The sequence below is a fragment of the Zophobihabitans entericus genome (assembly GCF_011745665.1).
GTDB classification, from domain to species: domain Bacteria; phylum Pseudomonadota; class Gammaproteobacteria; order Enterobacterales; family Orbaceae; genus Zophobihabitans; species Zophobihabitans entericus.
The window spans coordinates 1,823,861-1,843,634 of record NZ_CP050253.1; the positions used below are offsets into that span (position 1 = coordinate 1,823,861).

Genomic DNA, 19,774 nt, shown 5'->3' on the forward strand with positions numbered 1-19,774 from the left:
TAATGACAATCAAAAACAGACCTGACAATAACAACAATAACAACAACGTCATAAAAAATAACCAACAGACATTGAAAGAAAGCATCTCAGGAGAAACTGTAATGCGAGGATTAAAAAGAGCACTAAGCACCATCAAGCGAGGTCTTGGTGTGTTATGTTTAGGGGCGGGGTTACTGGGGTTTGCAACAGCAGCTCATGCGGTATCTGTCTCAGGTAAAGTGTATTTAGATTTTGATAACACGGCGAGTCTGATTAACTCCCCGCCGACGCTGAGTGGGATTAGTGTTGAGCTGTTGAACAGTTCAGGGGCTTCCCTGTCACCGGCAGTGACGGGTACAACAACAGCCAGTGGTGACTTTACACTTGAAGCGCCGGGTATTGGTAGCTACCGCGTTAAGGCTATAACGTCAACCTCTGGTGAAGAAGGGATTGCGACTGTCGCTGTTTCTGGTAGTACACCTGTCACCGGAAGTAACGTATTTTTAAAAGGTTTGGGTGGTGATCTAACTTTAAATATTAAAGATACGCTTGCTGCAGGCGTTAAGAATATTGAGTTAGTGGTTTCTGCGACTGATATGAGTAATATGACCAAAGCCACAGATGCATCTGGTCAGGTAATTATTCGTAATACCTTAACCGGCTCTGCTTATACTGTTACGGTGAGTCCGGCGGATATTATTGCTGATACCAGTAATGGTAAAAATTATGCACTTTGGAACACGACATTACCAAATGGTTCTTCTCAATATGTGGATACTTTTAGTACAACAATGAGTGGGACTGCACAGTCTGCAACCTTTAATGTACGTGAGCGTAATGAATGGGGTGCTGATGGTATTGTGGCTGTCGATCAGGACGAAAATGGTTCTTATACAGCGGGTGTTGACACTGGTGCCGCAGGTATTAATGTAGAAATTTATTACCAAGGTACAACCACTCCAGTTTTAGGTCAGTCAACGATTACTACTGGTGCAGATGGTAAATATAACTTCAAAAACTTACCGCTTGGTGATTTTACCGTTAAAATGACGAATATTACTGCACCTTGGCAACTTGTGACCGCTGATAATGCAAACTTTTCTATCTCAACGGCAACGGGTAATCCATCCGCCTTTAACTTTTTAGTTAATATTGATAGTAATGATACTTCTCTTCCTAAAGTATCCGGTTATGTATTTGCTTTAGCAAGTACATCAGTTCCGGTGGCTGGTCCAGATAGTGGCCAGACAGGGAATACTGTACCTGTAGCGGCAAGTCCTCGTTTACAGACGACGGTAAAATTATATCAACACAGTACAACTGGTTGGAGTCTACTTGCAACTCAGCTTTCTAAAAGCGATGGTAGCTATGCATTTAAAGGCTTAATGTCAGGTAAAGACTATAAAGTTATCTTAGATGAGAGTGGGATTAATACCTCTGCGTATTACTTTATTGGTGATACTGATGGTAAATCCTCAGATACTTCTGCTGCATCACTCAGTACTCACCGTGGTAAAGTAACGCTCAGTGATAGTTCACAAGATACAATTGCAGGTAAAGAAATTGTTTTGGTCAATGTAACCAATGCCAGAACCAATCAAAACTTTTGGTACTCTACTATTAGTAATACCACGTTGTATATTAATGACTATATGACAACGGTAAATAATATTGTTTCTTGGGGCGGTACAGTAAATGGTTTAGCTGGGAGCTCAATGTCTGCACCTTTCCAGGGGCGATACTATGAAGAAGACGGCGTAACCCTGGCAAGAAAAACAGATGGGACATTAATTCCTACAGCTACTTTGGGTGCGCAACCTGATGGTTATCTAACTGTTAATCGTACTAACACTCCTACGGATCATGCTGGGTATTTTATCTTTATTTTTGATAGCTATGATTCTGCTAACGTTTCTCCTTCTGCTAGTTCTTCTAGCACTCCAGTAATCTCATATTTACGCGTGCCGTTAGCCAGTGTGACTAATGCTGGTCCAACTGTATATTTCCATGCATTAACACCAAATAGTATTTCTGGACGTGTTTATATTAATAATAGCCACCCAGGAACAACAGGTACTTATAATCCGACTGCAGGTGATATTCCTGTCTATTCATCTCGTGTGGTGTTATATCGTAAACAAGTATCGACTGGCATCTGGCAAACAGTAAGTAATAATGCTTCTGATACTAACGGATATTTTAAATTTACCAATTTACCTAATGGCGATTATCGCGTAACAGTGAATAGAAGTTTTGGTTCTGTGAGTAATGTGACAGCAAGTGATGTTGAAATAGAAGGTAACATTGCATCAGGTGCAACAACAGTAAGCACATCAACTATTGAGGTGACACTCACTGGTGGAACAAATTTAACTGATCAAGATCATTGGTATAAATTAACCACAACCGACTATTTAATTACGGGTACAACTTATCTGGATACACGTTCTCGTGGTACGTTACAGATTGGTCAGCCAAATCTTGAAAATGATGCTCCTTTTTATGGAGTAACCGTTTTACTTTGTAATGACGGTAATGAGGCTGATTGTAAAATTGGTGGTGCAAACTATATCTCTCATCAAGTAACAACGGTAAATGGTCAGTTTTCTTTTAGTGGTGCGGCAGATGGTATCACCTCTGGTGTTGACTATATGGTTAAAGCCATTAAAGATGGTGTAGCTGTAGTTAACTCAGGTGCTTTACAAGCAAATTACAAGGTTAATTTTACTGGTTTAAGTGTACCTGCTCGTTTAACTTTCTTATTACAAGGAAATACAACTTTTTCTGGCGATCCAGTGAATGACTTAGATGGTAATAGAACCTATTTAGGTAAAAATACTGCTGAAAATGGTCCGGGGAAAACAAATGTTTATTATCATGATGGTACAACATGGCAGTATTGGTACCAAACTGGTTTCTATTATAGCGATTTTCAAATTCTTTCATTACCGGCAGGTAAATATAAAGTTGTTCATGTAGCATCAGGATCTGTTTATAAAGATATTGCTGATAGCGATCCAAGTACTGAACCAGGGACTGTTGAATTTGAAATTCTTGCTGATGGTACATTTGCAGATGGGCTTCCGGGAACAGGTCGTAATTTTTATCAGGCTAGAGTGTATTCAATAGCAGAAGGTGTATCCGGTCAAATTTATCTGGATATCACAGGTAACGGTGTTAAAGATGATCGTTCTATTCCTGTACCAGGTTCTGAGTTAACCGGTGTAAGCGTTAAAGGTTACTTTACACCACGTTTATATCCTGACTATACCGAAGGAGAAGCCACTGTACTTGCTAGCCCAGACTTTACTGATAATGCAGTAGTGGCAAATAATGGTTATTTTGCTCATACAGCGGCAAATGCTTCTACTCCAGGTTTCTTATATGTCACCAACTACTTATTGAAACTAGATGGACTGGATACAAGTAAATTTGAACTAGTGGCTAATAGTGGTCCAAAACAGAGCTATTTATCTTCAGCTATTAAAAGTGATATGAGCTATATGCAGGTGAACGGTGCAGTATCAGGTTCACCAGATCAGTATTGGTTAATAAAACTAAAAAATCCAACAGGCATCAGTGGTCGTTTATATTATGATTTAAACGGCAATAATACTTATGACAGTGGTGTTGATGCGGCAATGTCAGGTGTGCGTGTTGAACTTTGGAAAAGTGGTTCTTTATATACCTACACAAACAGTGGTGCTGATGGTAGTTATAGCTTCATCGGTTTATTCGATGATTCTTATGATGTTAAAGTTACAAATACTGGTTTAGATACTTCACTTTATGAGCTAGTGAACCCAGGTTCTGGAGTTTACAACGGCTTAACTGTGAACACTATTTCTAGCCCAACCTTAACTGATAATGACTTTACTTATAAGAAAACAGGTGATGCATCGATCAGTGGTTATGTAATGCTGGATATCAATAATAACGGTACTATCGATATTGATTACAATAAACAAGGCGATATTGCTTTAGGTAACATCACAGTTGAACTTTATAAAGGCAGTGTTTCTGGTTCGCCTTATAAAACGATTCAAACCAATAGTAAAGGTTACTATAGCTTCTCAGGTATTGATTTAAGTACCAGTTATATCACCAAAGTTATTCCAACAACGGGTTATGGTGTGATTAATAATGTGGATGGTAATGCCAGTGATACATTAGCGGCAATTACCATTGGTGCGACACCATCATCACATTCAAACAAATTCTTCTTATTTGCAGGTAGCTCAAATAGCAATCCGGCAGCAGGTAATGGGGCATCATCAGCAACAAACAGTGGTCTGGCAGGTAAAACATTACTTGATGATGGTTCAAGTACGCCTTTACCGGGTGTTCTGATCAGTTTAGTTGATAGCGGTGGTGTAGAGATTGCGCGTCAGTTAACAAATGCAACTGGTGATTATCACTTCTATAACTTACCAAGTGATAGTTATAAGATCGTGACATTGAGCTCACCGTCTGGATATGCGCTTGTGCGTAATACAGCAGGAACGACTCCTCCACTGGATACTTTATCAGGGATCACTGTCGGTTCTTCTGGTGTGACAGGCCAAAACTTCTGGTACAAAACAGCCAGCGTTAACGGTATCCAGGGTAAAGTATATATAGATTTTGGTGCAGATAACGCGACAGTAACGGTGGATAGCAATGACCATCCACTGAGTGATGTAACAGTTGAACTGTATGACGGTACGGGCGCTACAGGTACTAAACTGGGTGAGACAACCACAGATGAGACAGGTGCATATAAGTTTGAGAACCTGATTTACGGTACTGGCGTGAACTACTCTGTCAAGATTGTGATGAGTACCCTGACAGATTATACCTTTGCACTGAGTAAAGCGGGCAGTACTTCAACGGCGGTAGTGATTGATGTTGCTAATCTGCCACAAGCGGGTGTGCTGGATAACGACTACTTTGTGGTGGGTAAACTGAAGATCGATGGTGATGTCTGGATTGATGCTGACGGTGATTTAGTTCAGGGTACTTCAGAGCTGCTTGATGGTGTTACAGTCAATCTGAACTATAAAGCCCCGGGAGCAAGCAATTACTCTCTGCTTAAATCCATGACAACAGGGACCTCACCCGCGACGACAGGTCAGTATGTGTTCAGTAGCCTGCCGGCAGGGACAGACTATCAGGTAGTGGTGGACAGCACGTCAACTGCACTGGCAGGGACATCACTGATAGCCAGTTCAGGGACAGGCAGTATTGCAGATAACACAGATACCTTTACCTTTGCAGCCCTGGCAGCGGATAACACTGGCAGCAGCACGGCCTATCGTTATAACGGCAGTGTGAGCGGACAGTTCATTATTGATGTAGACGGCAATAATGCGTATGTGTCGGGTGCGGATGATGCGTTTGCGGGCGTGGATGTGACGCTGAGTGCGACGATTAACAGTGTGCTGGTGACGAAGACGGCCACCACGGATACAGATGGTAAGTTCAGCTTTGATAACCTGCCAATTGGCAACTGGTCACTGACAACGGCGGCAACGCAGACGGTAGCAAACTGGTCAGATTACACACTGGGCTTTGTGAAGAGCAGTGCGGGTACGACCGTGACAGGGACAAGTGGTTTACCACTGAGTGTGGCGATTACAGCGACTGATACGACGTTTACTGGTATTGAAGCGGGCTATAAAGGGTCGGCTAAAATCAGCGGGTATATCGTGATAGATATGGACCCAAGTGACGGGGGCAATGCGGTAACAGGGACAGATACGCCAGTGGCCTCAGCGACGGTGACACTGGGCTCGGCCACAGCGGGCTTTGTGAGCCGTACCACGACGACGGATGCGTCAGGTTACTATGAGTTCACGGGTCTGTCTGCTCATACGTATAAAGTGACGGTGGATACGAGCAGTTCAACAGACTTTGCCGGTCATGTGGTGAGCTTTGACCCACTGGGCACCACGGTCAGTACGGTGGATTTAGCGGTAGCAACCCCGGCGACAGTACTTTCGACTCAGGACTTTGGTTACAAGAGTAACGGCAGTTTAGCAGGTTACATTTACCGTGACCTGGGTGGTGAGGGAACTCGCCATGCCGCGGTGGATGATAAGATGGCCGGTGTGCGCGTGAAAGCGACGCAGGGCAGTCTGATTCGTTACTCGAATGTGACCGTGGCCGATGGTGAGTACAAGATTGAGAACTTACCAAGTGGTCTGTGGACGGTGGAATTAGATACCGCGACCTTACCGGCGAATATCAGCTACAGCTATATCACTGACCTGTTTGGTGAGACGGCAACGGTGGTGGTAAACGGCGCTGAGGTGGAGATTAATCCAACGGCGGCAGCACGTGCAGCGGTACGCGGTGCGACGGTAAGCTTTGGTGTGAGAGCGGCAGCGTCTATCAGCGGACAGGTTGTGATAGATGTGGATGACCAGGACCCGTTACCACCGGCAGCGGCAACGGTCACCGCCTCTGATATCGCGATTGATACAACAGGCTTCTACCCGGGTTACAGTGTGAACCTGTATGTGGGTAGTACATTAGTGTCAACGCAGGCAGTCAGCAGTGGTGCATACAGCTTCACGGGGTTAAGTGATGGTGTGGCCTATATTGTTGAAGTGTTATCGCCGGCGAGTGATTACATCAACAGCTTTGCGACAGAAAGTACCGACAGCGGTGTGACCGCGGGTGCGGTGGTGAATACGGCCGCGAAGATGTCGCGTACGTATACCTTAGCGGCCACGGCAACCAGTGCGACTGACAGTCACTTCGGCTGGAAGGGTGCGGGCGGTATCAGTGGTAATGTGTTCTGGGATGCGGATGATAACGGCAGTTACAGCAGCAGCGTGGACAGCGATGTGGGCAGTGCCTTAACGGTGACGTTAACTCACGGTAGTGGCAGCGTGCCGGCGGTGAGCAGAACGATTGCCAGCGGCAGTACGGATTACAGTGCCACGGGCTTACTGCCGGGCAGCTGGACCGTCACCGTCACGGGTGTTCCGTCAACGTTTAAAGCCAGCTTTGACCCGGATAATGCATTCAGTGCGACCAGTCTGGTGCCAAATGCCGATAAAGACAAAGCGACCATTACAGTAGGCGGCAGTACGCTGACGAACCAGCACTTTGGTTACGTACAGGGTGGTGTGCTGTCAGGTGTGGTATTACATGACGCCAATGCCACCGGCAGCTTTGACCCGTCGTCTGATGGGGTGGAAGTGGTGGAATTATCCTTACTGGATATGACCCACAGTCCGGTACTGGACAGCAGTGGTAATGCCATCACGATTACAACGAGCAGCAGTGGTGAGTTCAGTCTGCGTAACTTAGACCCGTCAGTGGATTATAAGTTACAGACCAGGTTTGGTTCGGCGGCGAACAGTGGCTGTCGTCTGGCGGAGATGGAGCCGAGTTATGACTCCGAAGTCGGGGCGGTCAGCCTGTCTTCACCGGTCTCGAGTACGGTGGATGTGACGGCAGAGACCCATACGGTCGTTGCAGCGATTAGCAGTGCACCGAATAATGAGATTGCCTCAACAGACCTGCACTTTGGTTATCGTGCGGCGGGTGGTGATTTAACTATCCACAAAACGGTGCTGAAAGACAACGTGGTGGTGGGTGATATCGTGCCTTACACGATTACGATTGAGAACAACAAAGCGACGACGGCGTTTAACGTGACGATTAAAGACCTGATTCCGGCCGGCTTTAAGTATGTGGATGGGTCTGCCCGTCTGGACGGTGTGAAAATCGCTGACCCGACAGGTGCACGTCCGGTATACTTTGGTCCGATGGACATTGGCGGCAGTGGTGCGGTGAGTGGTGTGCCAAGTAAACGTACCTTAAGCTATATGCTTGTTGTGGGTGCGGGTGTGACGCAGGGTGAATACACCAACGTGGCGACGGCACTGGACCGCACAGGAAACACGGCATCGAACACGTCGCAGGCGACGGTGACGGTGACGAGCGACCCGCTGTTCAATGATGCGCTTATCTTTGGTAAAGTGTACGTTGACCGCAATGGCAATGGTGTTCAGGACGCTGGTGAAGAAGGCATTGGTGGAGTGAAACTGGTGACGGCACGTGGTGAAATCATTACGACAGACAGTCAGGGTCGTTATCACTTAACGGGTGTGGATGGCGGACGCTGGGAGCGTGGCACGAACTTTGTGCTGAAGCTTGACCCGAGAAGTTTACCGGAAGGTTATCGTGTGAAAGGGCGTAACCCGCAGGTAGTGAGACTGTCGCCGGGTCTGCCGAGTAAGATAGACTTTAAGGTCGAAGAGAAGTAATAAACCCTCCTTCAGGCTACTGGTAGAGATGCCGGTAGCCTGATTTTTATAATCTTTTGATTATATATAAAAAATATTAGCTTTTATCAGGCTAATTATTGCAAGGTCATGACTGAGTTACAAGCTTGGTCATTAATGAGATGAAAGGAGGTGCTAAGCAGAAAAAATTTATTTAAGGTTTTTTTTACATTCCCATTTTTTATTGTTTGCCCTATCAATGATGTGATAGGGCTTTTTTTATTTAAAATCAGAGCATTATCATGTAGTAAAATGTGAATTTTAAATATCAGAGCGATTGGTTTTTTATTAAAAGATCGGATATAAATCACACTTTATAACAACAATACTTTGCAAGTTTGTTTCACTCGCCATAATATGTGCCTTTTAATTTATTGGATTGATATAACATTGTATGAAAGTTCATAAAATACTGAATAATAATGTGCTTGTTACTGTTGATCCGTCTGGTAATGAAGTGATTATTATGGGACGGGGAGTCGGTTTTAAGAAAAAAGAAGGCGATGTTATTGACCCATCCTTAATTGAAAAAAAGTTCTCTCTAAGTAATAAAGAAGCCTTACCAAGATTTGCTGAACTGCTTTCTGAAATTCCAATTGAAGTGGTGACCACCAGTGAGATAATCATTAATTACGCCAAAGAAACACTGGGCGAAAAGCTTCAGGATAGTATTTATATCTCACTCACTGATCATATTCATTTTGCGATTGAAAGACATAAACAAGGGTTTGATATTCCTAATGGTTTTTTATGGGAAATCAAAAAACTCTACCCGAAAGAATTCAAGATTGGTATGCATGCTTTAAATATTATTCGTGATCGTTTGAAGGTGGAGTTACCTGAGGATGAAGCCGGGTTTATTACTTTCCATATTATCAATGCACAACTTAACGATACTATGCCTAATATCGTCAATATGACGAAAATTATGCGTGAAATTTTAAATATCGTTAAATACCATTTTAAATTTGAATATGATGAAGAGAGCCTGACTTATCAGCGCTTTATTACCCATCTTAAATTCTTTGCGCAGCGAATATTAAATAACAGTTTTGTGGCCAGCCATGACGTCTCGCTGTATGAGATCGTAAAAGAGAAATATCCTACGTCTTATCAATGTGTTAAGCGTGTTGATCTGCATCTTATTCAGCAATATGAACACCCTTTAACGGATGATGAAAGCTTGTATTTAATTATTCATATTGAGCGACTACGTTCAGAACTTTCGGCTCATGCTTAGAATGAGATCTCGATCACAGAATAAATTTTTCAAAATAATTTTACTTTTCAGTGTTTATAAAAAGATGTTAGGCTAAATAGAAATATCGGATTGTTACTGTAGTTACTGTATTTATTTTAATAAGTACAAGTGCTAGTACAGGCAAAACCTAAATCTCTCAGTGATGGGGGATTTAGGTTTTTTTTTGCTTTCAAAAGTGAGATTTGTATGAAAAACAAAGAATTAGCTGAAAATATTATTCAATATGTCGGTGGTAAAGATAACGTAATTAGCCTTGTCCACTGTGCAACTCGGCTAAGATTCGTTCTGAAAGATCACAATGTTGCTAATGCTGAGCATTTAAAAAAACAAAAAGGCATTATTATGGTCGTTGAGAGTGCCGGCCAGTTTCAGGTTGTAATTGGCAACAATGTGAATGAAGTGTATCAGGACATTATGGCTTTGGGTCACTTTGACAATAGTGATGAACAAACTATAGCCAAAAAACCAAAACAAAATATTCTTTCTAAACTCATCGATATTATTTCAGGAATTTTTGCTCCTATACTGGCTGCCTTGGTTTCTGCCGGTATCTTAAAAGGTTTACTTTCTATTTTATTAATTTGTGGCTTACTTGATGAAAAATCATCAACCACGACATTTTTAATTGTTATCGCCGATGCTGCGTTTTACTATCTGCCGATGTTACTGGGTTACTCCGCGGTTAAAAAGTTTGGTGGTAATGCTTTCTTTGGGATCGCGCTGGGTGGTTGCTTAGTTCATCCAGATATTATTAATATGCTGGGTGGCTCTTTACAGACGCAAACACATTTCTTTTTTATTCCGATTGATTTGATCCCTTATAGTTCTTCAGTTATTCCGGTTATTGTCGCTGCCTGGGTATATAGTTTCCTAGAGAAGAACTTTAACAAGATTTTTCATGACTCATTTAAAAAGTTCATCTCTCCGATGTTTGGTTTATTAATCACGGTACCTTTAACTTTTGCTATTATCGGCCCGGTTTCTACTTATCTCAGTAATAGTATTGCTGCTGGTATTATGTTTGTTTATCAGCTAAATCCAGTTATCGCTTCGGCCATTCTGGCATCGGTCTGGCAGATTCTGGTTATCTTTGGTGTGCACTGGGGCATGATTCCACTGTTTATGAATAATCTGTCTGTTTCAGGACGAGATTTTCTGATGCCAATTATTATCCCAGCTGTTTTTGGACAAACTGGTGCAGCGCTGGGTATGACACTACGCTCTAAAGATAAAGAATTTAAAGCCCTTGGTACATCTTCTGTTCTGTCTGGTTTATTTGGTGTGACTGAACCGGCAATTTATGGTGTGAATTTACCAAGTAAACGACCGTTTATTTTTGGTTGTATTGGTGCTGCTTTAGGTGGTGCAATTGTTGGTTTTTATCAACCATTCATGTATTCATTTGGTTTCGCCAGTGTGTTTAGTTTTGCTCAGTTAATTCCAATTGATGGCATTAATATCAGTGTCTTTGCCACTATTGCTGCTAGTGCTTTAGCATTCTTTATTGCAGCCATACTTAGTTACTGTTTTGGTGTAGCAAAACCTAAGCAAGTAGCTGAAGTATCAAACAACGATGAAGAAGAAAAAGCAGCTACCCAGAGCCAAATCAGTAGTCCAATGACCGGTCAGTTAATTCCTCTTTCACAAGTTAATGATCCTACTTTTGCCAGCGGACTGATGGGTAAAGGTGCTGCGATTATTCCGTCTGTTGGACAAGTTTTTGCTCCGGAAGATGGCGAGGTTGTCTCTTTGTTTAGAACCAAACATGCACTGGGTTTTTTAACCGACTCTCAGGCAGAAATTCTCATTCATGTTGGTATTGATACGGTTAAATTAGATGGCCAGCATTTTGAGGCTCATGTAGAAGTTGGCGCTAAAGTGAAGAAAGGTGACTTACTATTAACCTTTGATATTGAAGCGATCAAGCAAGCAGGATTTGACGTAACAACCCCAGTTATTATCAGTAATAGTGACGAATATCTTGATGTCGTTATTGCTCACGCACTGACCAGTATTGAGTCAGGTGAAACACTTTTAACATTATCCCATAAATAAGGAGTGATACATGTCGAATAAATTTCCAGAACATTTTCTATGGGGAGGCGCCGTCGCAGCCAATCAGGTTGAAGGAGCGTATTTAGCTGATGGTAAAGGCTTATCAACATCAGATTATCTGCCATATGGTATTTTTGGTGAAATTGTTGACCGTGAGGAAAAAGATATTATTGCCATTAAAGACCGGGCAATTGATTTCTATCATCGCTATCCGGAAGATATTGCACTATTTGCCGAAATGGGCTTCAGTTGCCTGAGAACTTCTATCGCATGGGCACGTATTTTTCCAAATGGTGACGAGCAAGAGCCGAACGAACAAGGCCTTGAGTTTTATGACAGACTATTTGATGAAATGGCAAAATACAATATTCAGCCGATGGTGACACTTTCTCACTATGAAATGCCTTATAACTTAGTGAAAAAGTATGGCGGCTGGGGAAATCGTAAACTGATCAAGTTTTTTACTCATTATGCGAAAACAGTTTTTGAACGTTATCAGCATAAGGTCAAATACTGGCTGACATTTAATGAAATCAATATGTCTTTGCATGAACCGTTTACTGGAGTGGGTTTACCAAGAAGTAGCAGTAAAGAACAAATCTATCAGGCGATTCATCATCAATTAGTTGCCAGTGCTCGTACGATCAAACTTTGTCATAGCATGATTCCGGACGCTAAGATCGGTAATATGTTACTGGGTGCAGTAGCTTATCCACTCACATCAAAACCAGAAGATGTCTGGGCTACACATAATGAAAATCACGCATGGTTATTCTTTGGTGATGTGCAGGCACGTGGTGCTTATCCAAGTTATATGAAGCGCTTCTTCAAAGATAACAATATTAATTTGACGATGACTGAGCAGGATAAAGAAGACCTGAAAGAAACGATCGATTTTATCTCATTCAGCTACTACATGAGCTGCTGTGGTACGGCGGATAACTCTCCTCGTCTGAAAGGTAACGTTTTAGATATGGTACCAAACCCTCATTTGAAAGCATCGGAGTGGGGCTGGCAGATCGATCCACTGGGTATTCGTTTCTTACTGAATTTGCTTTATGAACGTTATCAAAAACCACTCTTTATCGTTGAAAACGGACTTGGCGCTAAAGATGTCCTGACCGCAGATAAGACGGTGAATGATGATTATCGTATTGACTATATGAATGACCATTTAGTTCAGGTACGTGAAGCGATTGAAGATGGTGTTGAAGTTCTTGGCTATACCAGCTGGGGGCCTATCGACCTGGTGAGCGCTTCACAAGCGAAAATGTCTAAACGTTATGGCTTTATCTATGTTGATTTAGATGATGATAACAAAGGGACATTAACTCGTTATAAAAAGAAAAGTTTCTATTGGTATAAATCAGTGATTGAAACTCGCGGTGAAGTTTTGAAAGCGAAATAAATTTTTAGAATGAAAATAACGAAAACTAACTTACATAGAGGTCATAATGATAATTAATTTTAAGAAAACATTAGTGATTTGTCTTCTGGCGGTTTCGGCATTGATGACTGGCTGTGCTAATCAGCCAAAATCAGATGATGATACAGTCACTATCTACTTCGCCCGTCATGGTAAAACGTTATTTAATACCTTTGATTTAGTACAAGGCTGGGCTGATTCACCGTTAACTGAGCAGGGTATTGGAGTGGCTCAGTATTTGGGAGAAGGCCTGAAAGGCATTCCTTTTGATGCTTATTACACCAGCGATGCGGGTCGTCAGCGTGAGACCATGCAAGTGATCTTAAAGCAAATGGGTGTTAAAGATTATACCATCACAGAACTTCAGGGACTAAGAGAAGTCTTCTACGGCGGCTATGAGGGTGGTCCTAACGCTAAGGTAGTTTCAGATAGTATGAAATTGCTTGGTTATAAGTCTATCGATGCTTATTTCAAAGATTACAGTGCCGGTAAATTAGAGATTAAAACTATCGTTGATCCTATCGCTGAGGTTGATGCTAAGAAACTGGCAGAAAACTATGCGCAGGTAAAAGCCAGAACACAAGAAGCATTACATACTATTGTGCAAACAGCATTAGAAAAAGGTCAGCATAATATTCTGGCAATCTCGTCTGGTATGTCAATGCAAGTGATGATCTCTGACCTGACTGATAATATCGATAAAAATAAACCACTAAGTAATGCAACTGTTGTGAAAATTACTTATAAAAATGGACAATATCATGTTGATGAGATCGGAAGCATGGAATATGTACAAAAAGGTCGTGCAGCCTTAACAGGTAAATAATTGTTATAGAGTAAAAGTTGTATCCATAAATTGCAATAAATAGGATTGTTACTGCCAAAGGCAGGCAAAACCTAAATAGCTTGGGGGAGTGATTCTCTGAGTTGTTTAGGTTTTTTTATTTCCAGAGGATAATAATATGAAAAAACTGGTTGTACTAGGTATGCTTTCTACCTCCATGGTTTTTAGTGCTTATGCTGCTGAAAATCAACATTATGAGTTTTTAGATACACTGGCAGAAGAGTCGCTGATTAAAGATTCCCATATGGATCTGACACTCAGAAACTATTGGAAATATTTAAAAGAAGATGAAGCACAACCAAAAGAAGTGCACAATGCCTGGGGCCAGGCATTTGGTCTGGATTTTAAATCAGGTTATTTTGCCGATTTCATCGGTTTTGATGCTACCTTTACTGGTGTAGTCAAATTGGGTGCCAGTGATTACTTCTCAACCCGTGCCCTTCTTTATAATGATGGCAGTGGCATGGATAAAGATAACGCCAAAGGATTTAGTAAGATTGGTCAGCGTTACATCAAAATTAAACTAGGCAATGAGACTGTTCAGTTTAATGGTAAAGTCGGTTGGCAGATTTTAAAAAATTATGGTGTGTTAACTGCCTCTAACCGTTTGTCACAAAACAGCTACTTGGGTTATAGCGGAACGTTAAAGTACGACAATTTCTCTTTTGATGCGGCTTATATTACCAGCTCTATCAATCGTGATTCTCCGGATAAAGTCTCATTCACAACAAATGATAAATATGATGTCGATTATATCTGGACAGGTGGATTAACCTATAAAGATAAAGATCTTTACGCTTCTTATAGTTATGGTGAGGCAGATGATTACATGAGACGCCACGTTCTTGAGATGACCTATAAACCTATTTCAAAACTGACACTCGGTAGCCAGATTTATGGCAGCTACGCACTTGACCGCTACGATAGTATGGCTGCTGGACGTAAAGATTTTGATGACAATGCGTGGCACTATGCAGCAGATATTAAATGGAAAGAAGAAGACTGGAGCTTAAAATTTGGCGTTGCCTATACTGACGCTGATAAAGAAGGTGCTATTGGTTACTATAACCGCCATTTAACTAAAAATATGCGTGGACGTTTTAATGCCTTAACCTCAGCTGGCGTTGACTATATGCGTGATGGCGAGTTGGCTTTAACGGTACTTGGTGAATATGAGTTTATTCCTGATGTGACAACCGGTTTACAACTTAACTATGGTCAATTTGATTATAAAGGTAATACCGTCAGAAGCGGTGAAATCAACCTGATTAATCGATGGGCGCCAAGTGATACCAGACTTAAGAATTTGTCTATTTTCTCAATGTTTGGTTATGGCTGGTCTTATAAACAAAGTAATAAGACACCAGTCCTTGACCACAATGGTGATTATCAGCGTTCACCAAGTTTATCAGCTGAAATTATTATCGATTATCGCTTTAATCTTTTTTAATTAATGAATAACGAAAGGGTTCTATTATGAAACAATATTTAAAAGCCATTAGTGTGCTATTTGTTGTTGTCTTTACTATGTCAAATGCATTTGCGGCTGATGTTTATCTTTACGTCACGCGTCATGGTAAAACTATGTTTAATACTGTCCACCGCGCACAAGGCTGGTCAGATACTCCACTGACTCAACCAGGGATTGAAGTCGCTCAACAACTGGGTCGCGGTTTAAAAGATGTTGATTTTATCGCGACTTATTCAAGTGATTTAGGTCGTGCTCGTCAGACTGCACGTATCGTGCTTGAAACTAAAGGCGTACCGGTTGATATCATTGAGATGGATCGCCTGCGTGAAACCTGTTTTGGCCTGTTTGAAGGTGATTTGGACCCGAATATGTGGGGACCTGCAGCACAGCACCTTGGCTATAAATCCGATACTGAGCTGATGGCTGATATGGCTAAAGGCAATATCGCTTTACCACAAATGATGAATGCGATTGCAGCAGTTGAAACATCAGGACAGGCTGAAGATTATGAAAAAGTAAAAACACGTATGCAGGAGGCATTAACCATGATCGCTAAATCTGCACAGGAGCAGGGTGGCGGTAACGTGCTTATTGTTTCACATGGTATGGCAATTATGGCGATGATTACTGAAATGACGGATACACCACTGACAGGCCAGCTTGGTAATGCTAGTGTGACAAAAATTCGTTATACCGATGAAGGCAAATTTATTGTTGAGTCAATTGGTGATATGAGTTATATCGAGAAAGGTAAACAATAAATGCAATAAAATCAAAGGGTTATGTTTATTTAATAACCCTTTGATTTATTTGAAGAAATATTATGTATACATGGGTAGAAACCGAATATCAACTTTGTATTGTTTAAGGTCATTCCTATCCACGTAAACAGTGATTCTATCTTGAGTTATGTAAGGCTCCGGATTAAATGGAATATTTTTACTTTTAAAATGATACTTTTTAGTATTATCAATGGGATCAACCCAGTGACAATGAATGACATAAGAATCGTCACCATCTATTTTTGAGGAAGTGTCTACCTCAACGGAATCAAATATTGCCTGAATAGGTATTTTGGTCGCGGTGGGAAAAACGCCACCCTCTTTTTTCCGTGTAAAGAATCTTTTCAAGGTTAGTATAGGGAATAAACAAAATATTATTCCCAGAATGCCAGTAACTATTGATGCAAACCATAAGGCGAGAAAACCGTTAATTTTAGCATCAGTAGGATCGTCCGGATTATAATACACATTCACGATTTCTCCTCTGTCATAAGACGCCGGATTACTGCCAACTTCGGAGCGAAAGATTCTTGTTATACCATTACCATCTTGAAAAGTCACAACAGGGTAATAAGACGGAGAACCAGAATTATCCGAGTAAGATTCTGAAAGATAGGCGACTGTGCCTTCCACTTGTACTGAGCTTTTAATAAAGGATAATTTTTGTGAGGTGATAATCACGCTCATACACAAAGAAATGACGCCAAAAATAAGGATGAAAAAGGTTCTTATCATAATATTTCTATTATTCTATCAATTTATTAACATTGATTGTAATAGATAAAAACAATAAGCGATAGTGAAAGAAATACGTATCATATTATATAACTCAAAAGAAAGAGTTATCTGCTTTAAGAAAGTGATCCGGTATAGATGAATTGCTTATTCTTAAAAGTTATAAGCATGTGAATTAATGTTATTTCAGAAAGTAAAAGCAAGTTGCTAGACTTAACCTTGTACATCACCCTTTGGAGACTAAATATGGATTTTTCATTTAAAAAAGTAATCGGTGTTGCAGGTATTTTAGCTGCCACATTAAGCAGTATTGCCCCAGCTCACGCTGACCGTTTAGATGATATTACTAAATCAGGAGTGATCAAAGTTGCTGTTTTTGATAGCAACCCGCCATTTGGTTTTGTGGATGAAAAAACCAAACAATTTATTGGTTATGATGTGGATATTGCTAATGCCATCGCTAAGTCACTTAATGTTGAACTTAAACTTGTTGCCACTAACCCGGCTAACCGAATTCCATTATTAAACTCACAAAAAGTTGACCTGATTGTGGCGAACTTTACGGTCACAGAAGATCGTGCCAAAGTGGTTGATTTTAGTGTGCCGTATTTTGCAACCGGACAAAAATTTATTGCTCGTAAAGGCGTGTTAACTAAACCTGATGATTTAGCGAACTTACGTATTGGTGCTGATAAAGGCACGGTACAAGAAGTGACTCTGCGCGAACGTTATCCAAATGCACGTGTTATTTCTTATGATGATACTCCGTTTGCTTTTGCCGCACTGCGTAATGGTGTTGTGCAGGCAATTACTCAGGATGATGCAAAACTTGTTGGACTAATGGCTAACGTGCCGGAAGCACAAAAAGCGGATTTTGAAATTTCTCCATTTAGTATCACTAAAGAGTATCAGGCTGTTGGTTTACCTAAAGGTGAAACACGTCTAACTGAAAAAGTGAACGAAGTATTGTTAAAACTAGAAGCTGACGGCGAAGCTGATAAGATTTATAACCGTTGGTTTGGACCAGAAACAACCTCTGCAATGCCTCGTGGTGATTTTAAATTTGGATCACAAGCGCAGTAAAGAAGCAAAAGTAAAAGTAGTGTAGTTTATTGTATACATTATTTTTAAAGGACAGATATCCCAGGGACGGGACACAATAAACAACGGTGCCAGTGAGTGAATAATCAACTTACTGGCACTTGTTTTAGATGGTTTTATGTACTGTTAGTCTACTCTCAGAGGATATGTGTATCATCCACGGTTTTTGATGATGTATCATACCTTTTCATGTTGAATTGTCAGGGGTTGTAAGTAATGTCGTGGGAACAAATATCGAGCCAGTTACTTGATGCAAAATATTTGTGGTGGCTATGGGATGGCTTTTTAGTCACGCTGGCGATCTCCTTTCTGACCATTATTTTTTCGACCTTACTGGGATTCATTTTGGCTATGGCCAGATATAGCCGTTTTGCTATCATTCGTTATATCACAATTGGCTATAATGCTATTTTCCGTTATTCCCCTTTATTGCCACAGCTGTTTTTCTGGTATTTTGGTGTCGGTAGTTTACTACCGATAGAGTTCAAATTATGGTTGTTTGATGAACCCCAAATTTCACTGTTTTTTTTCACGCTTAAATTTCCGTCCTTTGAATTTATTATTGGTCTGATCGGCTTAACCTGTTACTCAAGCTCATTTATTGCTGAAGAGATTCGAGCCGGGATTTTAGGTGTGGGTAACAATCAGTTTAGTGCCGGTTTAGCCATGGGTTTTACTTACCGTCAGACTATGTCGCTGATTATTCTGCCGCAGGCGTTTAAAATCGCCTTTTCACCACTGCTTGGGCAATATATGAATATCGTCAAGAATTCATCCCTGGCCATGGCGATTGGTGTGTTTGAACTCTCTTATGTCTCCAGACAAGTTGAAACAGAAACCTTAAAAACTTTTCAGGATTTTGGCATCGCAACCTTTCTGTATATTTTGATTATTGCCGTTATTGGTGCTTTTGGCTATCTATACCAATACTATCAACCAAATAGGGAGAAAGTAGGATGAACTTCTCTGTAATTTGGAATAATTTTGAATACTTAATGTGGGGCGTCTTTCCTGATGGTCCTCTTGGTGGTGTTGCGCTCACACTAATTATTAGTCTTGCTGCCGGGATTTTATCAACTATTCTGGGCATTATCTTCGGTATTGGGTTGACCATTTTAAAAGGGTGGACGGGTAATATTTTAAAACTGGTTCTGGGCTTTTTACGTGCTATCCCTATTTTAATGTTTATCTTCTGGACTTACTTTTTACTGCCGGTTTTATTTAACGTAGATATTCCGGCAACATTTACTGTGATTATTGCTTTATCGCTAATTGGTGCCGCTTATATTGCTCACTCGGTTTATGCTGGTATGACAGCAATCTCAGCCGGGCAGTGGCAGGCTGCAACATCACTTGGACTTGGCAAATATCAGGTCATCTTTTTTATTATCCTCCCTCAGGCACTACGTATGATGTTGCCTTCATTTGTTAATCAGTGGATAGCGATGATTAAAGATAGTTCACTGGCTTATATTGTGGGCGTGAGTGAATTTACTTTCCTTGCGACGCAAGTCAACAACCGTAGTATGGTCTATGCTACAGAAGTGTTCTTATTCGTGATTGCAGTTTATTTTATTATTTGTTTACTGGTTGATGCTGTGATGGGGCTGGTAAATAGGTATCTCCTTAAAAAATATTAACCAATTGTTTTTTATTGGTTTACTTTTATTCTTGCTTTATCTTCCCTTTATACCTCATTGGTATTAGTCTCTTTTATGCTTTGGTGGTAATCACTGATAGGAATTAAATAATTACCGAATTTCACTACAATAGCATAAAGAATATTCATCTATTCGGATAATGAATTTGGTGGATTTTAGGATTGTTATCAAAGGGAGATT

10 protein-coding genes and 1 pseudogene are annotated in these 19,774 nt (G+C 41.0%); 10 read left to right on the forward strand and 1 reads right to left on the reverse strand.

Annotated features, from left to right (window positions below):
- Nucleotides 1-2: 2 nt before the first annotated feature.
- From IPMB12_RS08290 to IPMB12_RS08320, 7 genes are all read left to right on the forward strand, one after another.
- Nucleotides 3-8,240, forward strand: coding sequence for an SdrD B-like domain-containing protein (locus IPMB12_RS08290; protein ID WP_166916727.1), 8,238 nt, complete (start codon nucleotides 3-5; stop codon nucleotides 8,238-8,240).
- Nucleotides 8,241-8,652: 412 nt separating this feature from the next.
- Nucleotides 8,653-9,498 (forward strand): BglG family transcription antiterminator LicT, encoded by an 846-nt coding sequence (gene licT / locus IPMB12_RS08295; protein ID WP_166916729.1) that lies wholly within the window; start codon nucleotides 8,653-8,655, stop codon nucleotides 9,496-9,498.
- A 207-nt stretch (nucleotides 9,499-9,705) separates the two neighbouring features.
- A complete protein-coding gene (locus IPMB12_RS08300) occupies nucleotides 9,706-11,574 on the forward strand; it encodes a beta-glucoside-specific PTS transporter subunit IIABC (protein WP_166916731.1) in 1,869 nt (622 codons plus the stop codon).
- A 10-nt stretch (nucleotides 11,575-11,584) separates the two neighbouring features.
- Nucleotides 11,585-12,982 (forward strand): glycoside hydrolase family 1 protein, encoded by a 1,398-nt coding sequence (locus IPMB12_RS08305; RefSeq protein ID WP_166916733.1) that lies wholly within the window; start codon nucleotides 11,585-11,587, stop codon nucleotides 12,980-12,982.
- A gap of 46 nt (nucleotides 12,983-13,028) precedes the next feature.
- Complete coding sequence (locus tag IPMB12_RS08310) at nucleotides 13,029-13,826, forward strand: histidine phosphatase family protein (RefSeq protein WP_208293467.1); 798 nt, start codon at nucleotides 13,029-13,031, stop codon at nucleotides 13,824-13,826.
- A 136-nt stretch (nucleotides 13,827-13,962) separates the two neighbouring features.
- Nucleotides 13,963-15,294, forward strand: coding sequence for an OprD family outer membrane porin (locus IPMB12_RS08315; protein WP_166916735.1), 1,332 nt, complete (start codon nucleotides 13,963-13,965; stop codon nucleotides 15,292-15,294).
- Between the two features lie 26 nt (nucleotides 15,295-15,320).
- On the forward strand, nucleotides 15,321-16,076 hold the full coding sequence (locus IPMB12_RS08320) for a histidine phosphatase family protein (RefSeq protein ID WP_166916736.1): 756 nt from the start codon (nucleotides 15,321-15,323) through the stop codon (nucleotides 16,074-16,076).
- A gap of 60 nt (nucleotides 16,077-16,136) precedes the next feature.
- Here IPMB12_RS08320 and IPMB12_RS08325 read toward each other — a convergent pair whose 3' ends face one another.
- Nucleotides 16,137-16,832, reverse strand: coding sequence for a DUF3592 domain-containing protein (locus IPMB12_RS08325; protein WP_166916738.1), 696 nt, complete (start codon nucleotides 16,830-16,832; stop codon nucleotides 16,137-16,139).
- 246 nt (nucleotides 16,833-17,078) lie between these two features.
- Between IPMB12_RS08325 and IPMB12_RS08330 the strand changes: the two genes are divergently transcribed.
- The 3 genes and pseudogenes from IPMB12_RS08330 to IPMB12_RS08340 all read left to right on the forward strand — a co-directional run.
- Nucleotides 17,079-17,915 carry an ABC transporter substrate-binding protein gene (locus IPMB12_RS08330; protein ID WP_166916740.1) on the forward strand — a complete coding sequence of 279 codons (837 nt, stop codon included), beginning with the start codon at nucleotides 17,079-17,081 and terminating at the stop codon, nucleotides 17,913-17,915.
- 234 nt (nucleotides 17,916-18,149) lie between these two features.
- Nucleotides 18,150-18,893, forward strand: coding sequence for an amino acid ABC transporter permease (locus IPMB12_RS08335; protein WP_166916743.1), 744 nt, complete (start codon nucleotides 18,150-18,152; stop codon nucleotides 18,891-18,893).
- A pseudogene (locus tag IPMB12_RS08340) lies at nucleotides 18,890-19,552 on the forward strand (amino acid ABC transporter permease); the annotation flags it as partial. The gene IPMB12_RS08335 and the pseudogene IPMB12_RS08340, both read left to right, overlap by 4 nt.
- Nucleotides 19,553-19,774 lie beyond the last annotated feature (222 nt).

Coding starts and splice junctions, on each gene's coding strand:
- IPMB12_RS08290 (WP_166916727.1), top strand. CDS start 3: ATGACAATCAAAAACAGACCTGACAATAACAACAATAACAACAACGTC.
- licT (WP_166916729.1), top strand. CDS start 8,653: ATGAAAGTTCATAAAATACTGAATAATAATGTGCTTGTTACTGTTGAT.
- IPMB12_RS08300 (WP_166916731.1), top strand. CDS start 9,706: ATGAAAAACAAAGAATTAGCTGAAAATATTATTCAATATGTCGGTGGT.
- IPMB12_RS08305 (WP_166916733.1), top strand. CDS start 11,585: ATGTCGAATAAATTTCCAGAACATTTTCTATGGGGAGGCGCCGTCGCA.
- IPMB12_RS08310 (WP_208293467.1), top strand. CDS start 13,029: ATGATAATTAATTTTAAGAAAACATTAGTGATTTGTCTTCTGGCGGTT.
- IPMB12_RS08315 (WP_166916735.1), top strand. CDS start 13,963: ATGAAAAAACTGGTTGTACTAGGTATGCTTTCTACCTCCATGGTTTTT.
- IPMB12_RS08320 (WP_166916736.1), top strand. CDS start 15,321: ATGAAACAATATTTAAAAGCCATTAGTGTGCTATTTGTTGTTGTCTTT.
- IPMB12_RS08325 (WP_166916738.1), bottom strand. CDS start 16,832: ATGATAAGAACCTTTTTCATCCTTATTTTTGGCGTCATTTCTTTGTGT.
- IPMB12_RS08330 (WP_166916740.1), top strand. CDS start 17,079: ATGGATTTTTCATTTAAAAAAGTAATCGGTGTTGCAGGTATTTTAGCT.
- IPMB12_RS08335 (WP_166916743.1), top strand. CDS start 18,150: ATGTCGTGGGAACAAATATCGAGCCAGTTACTTGATGCAAAATATTTG.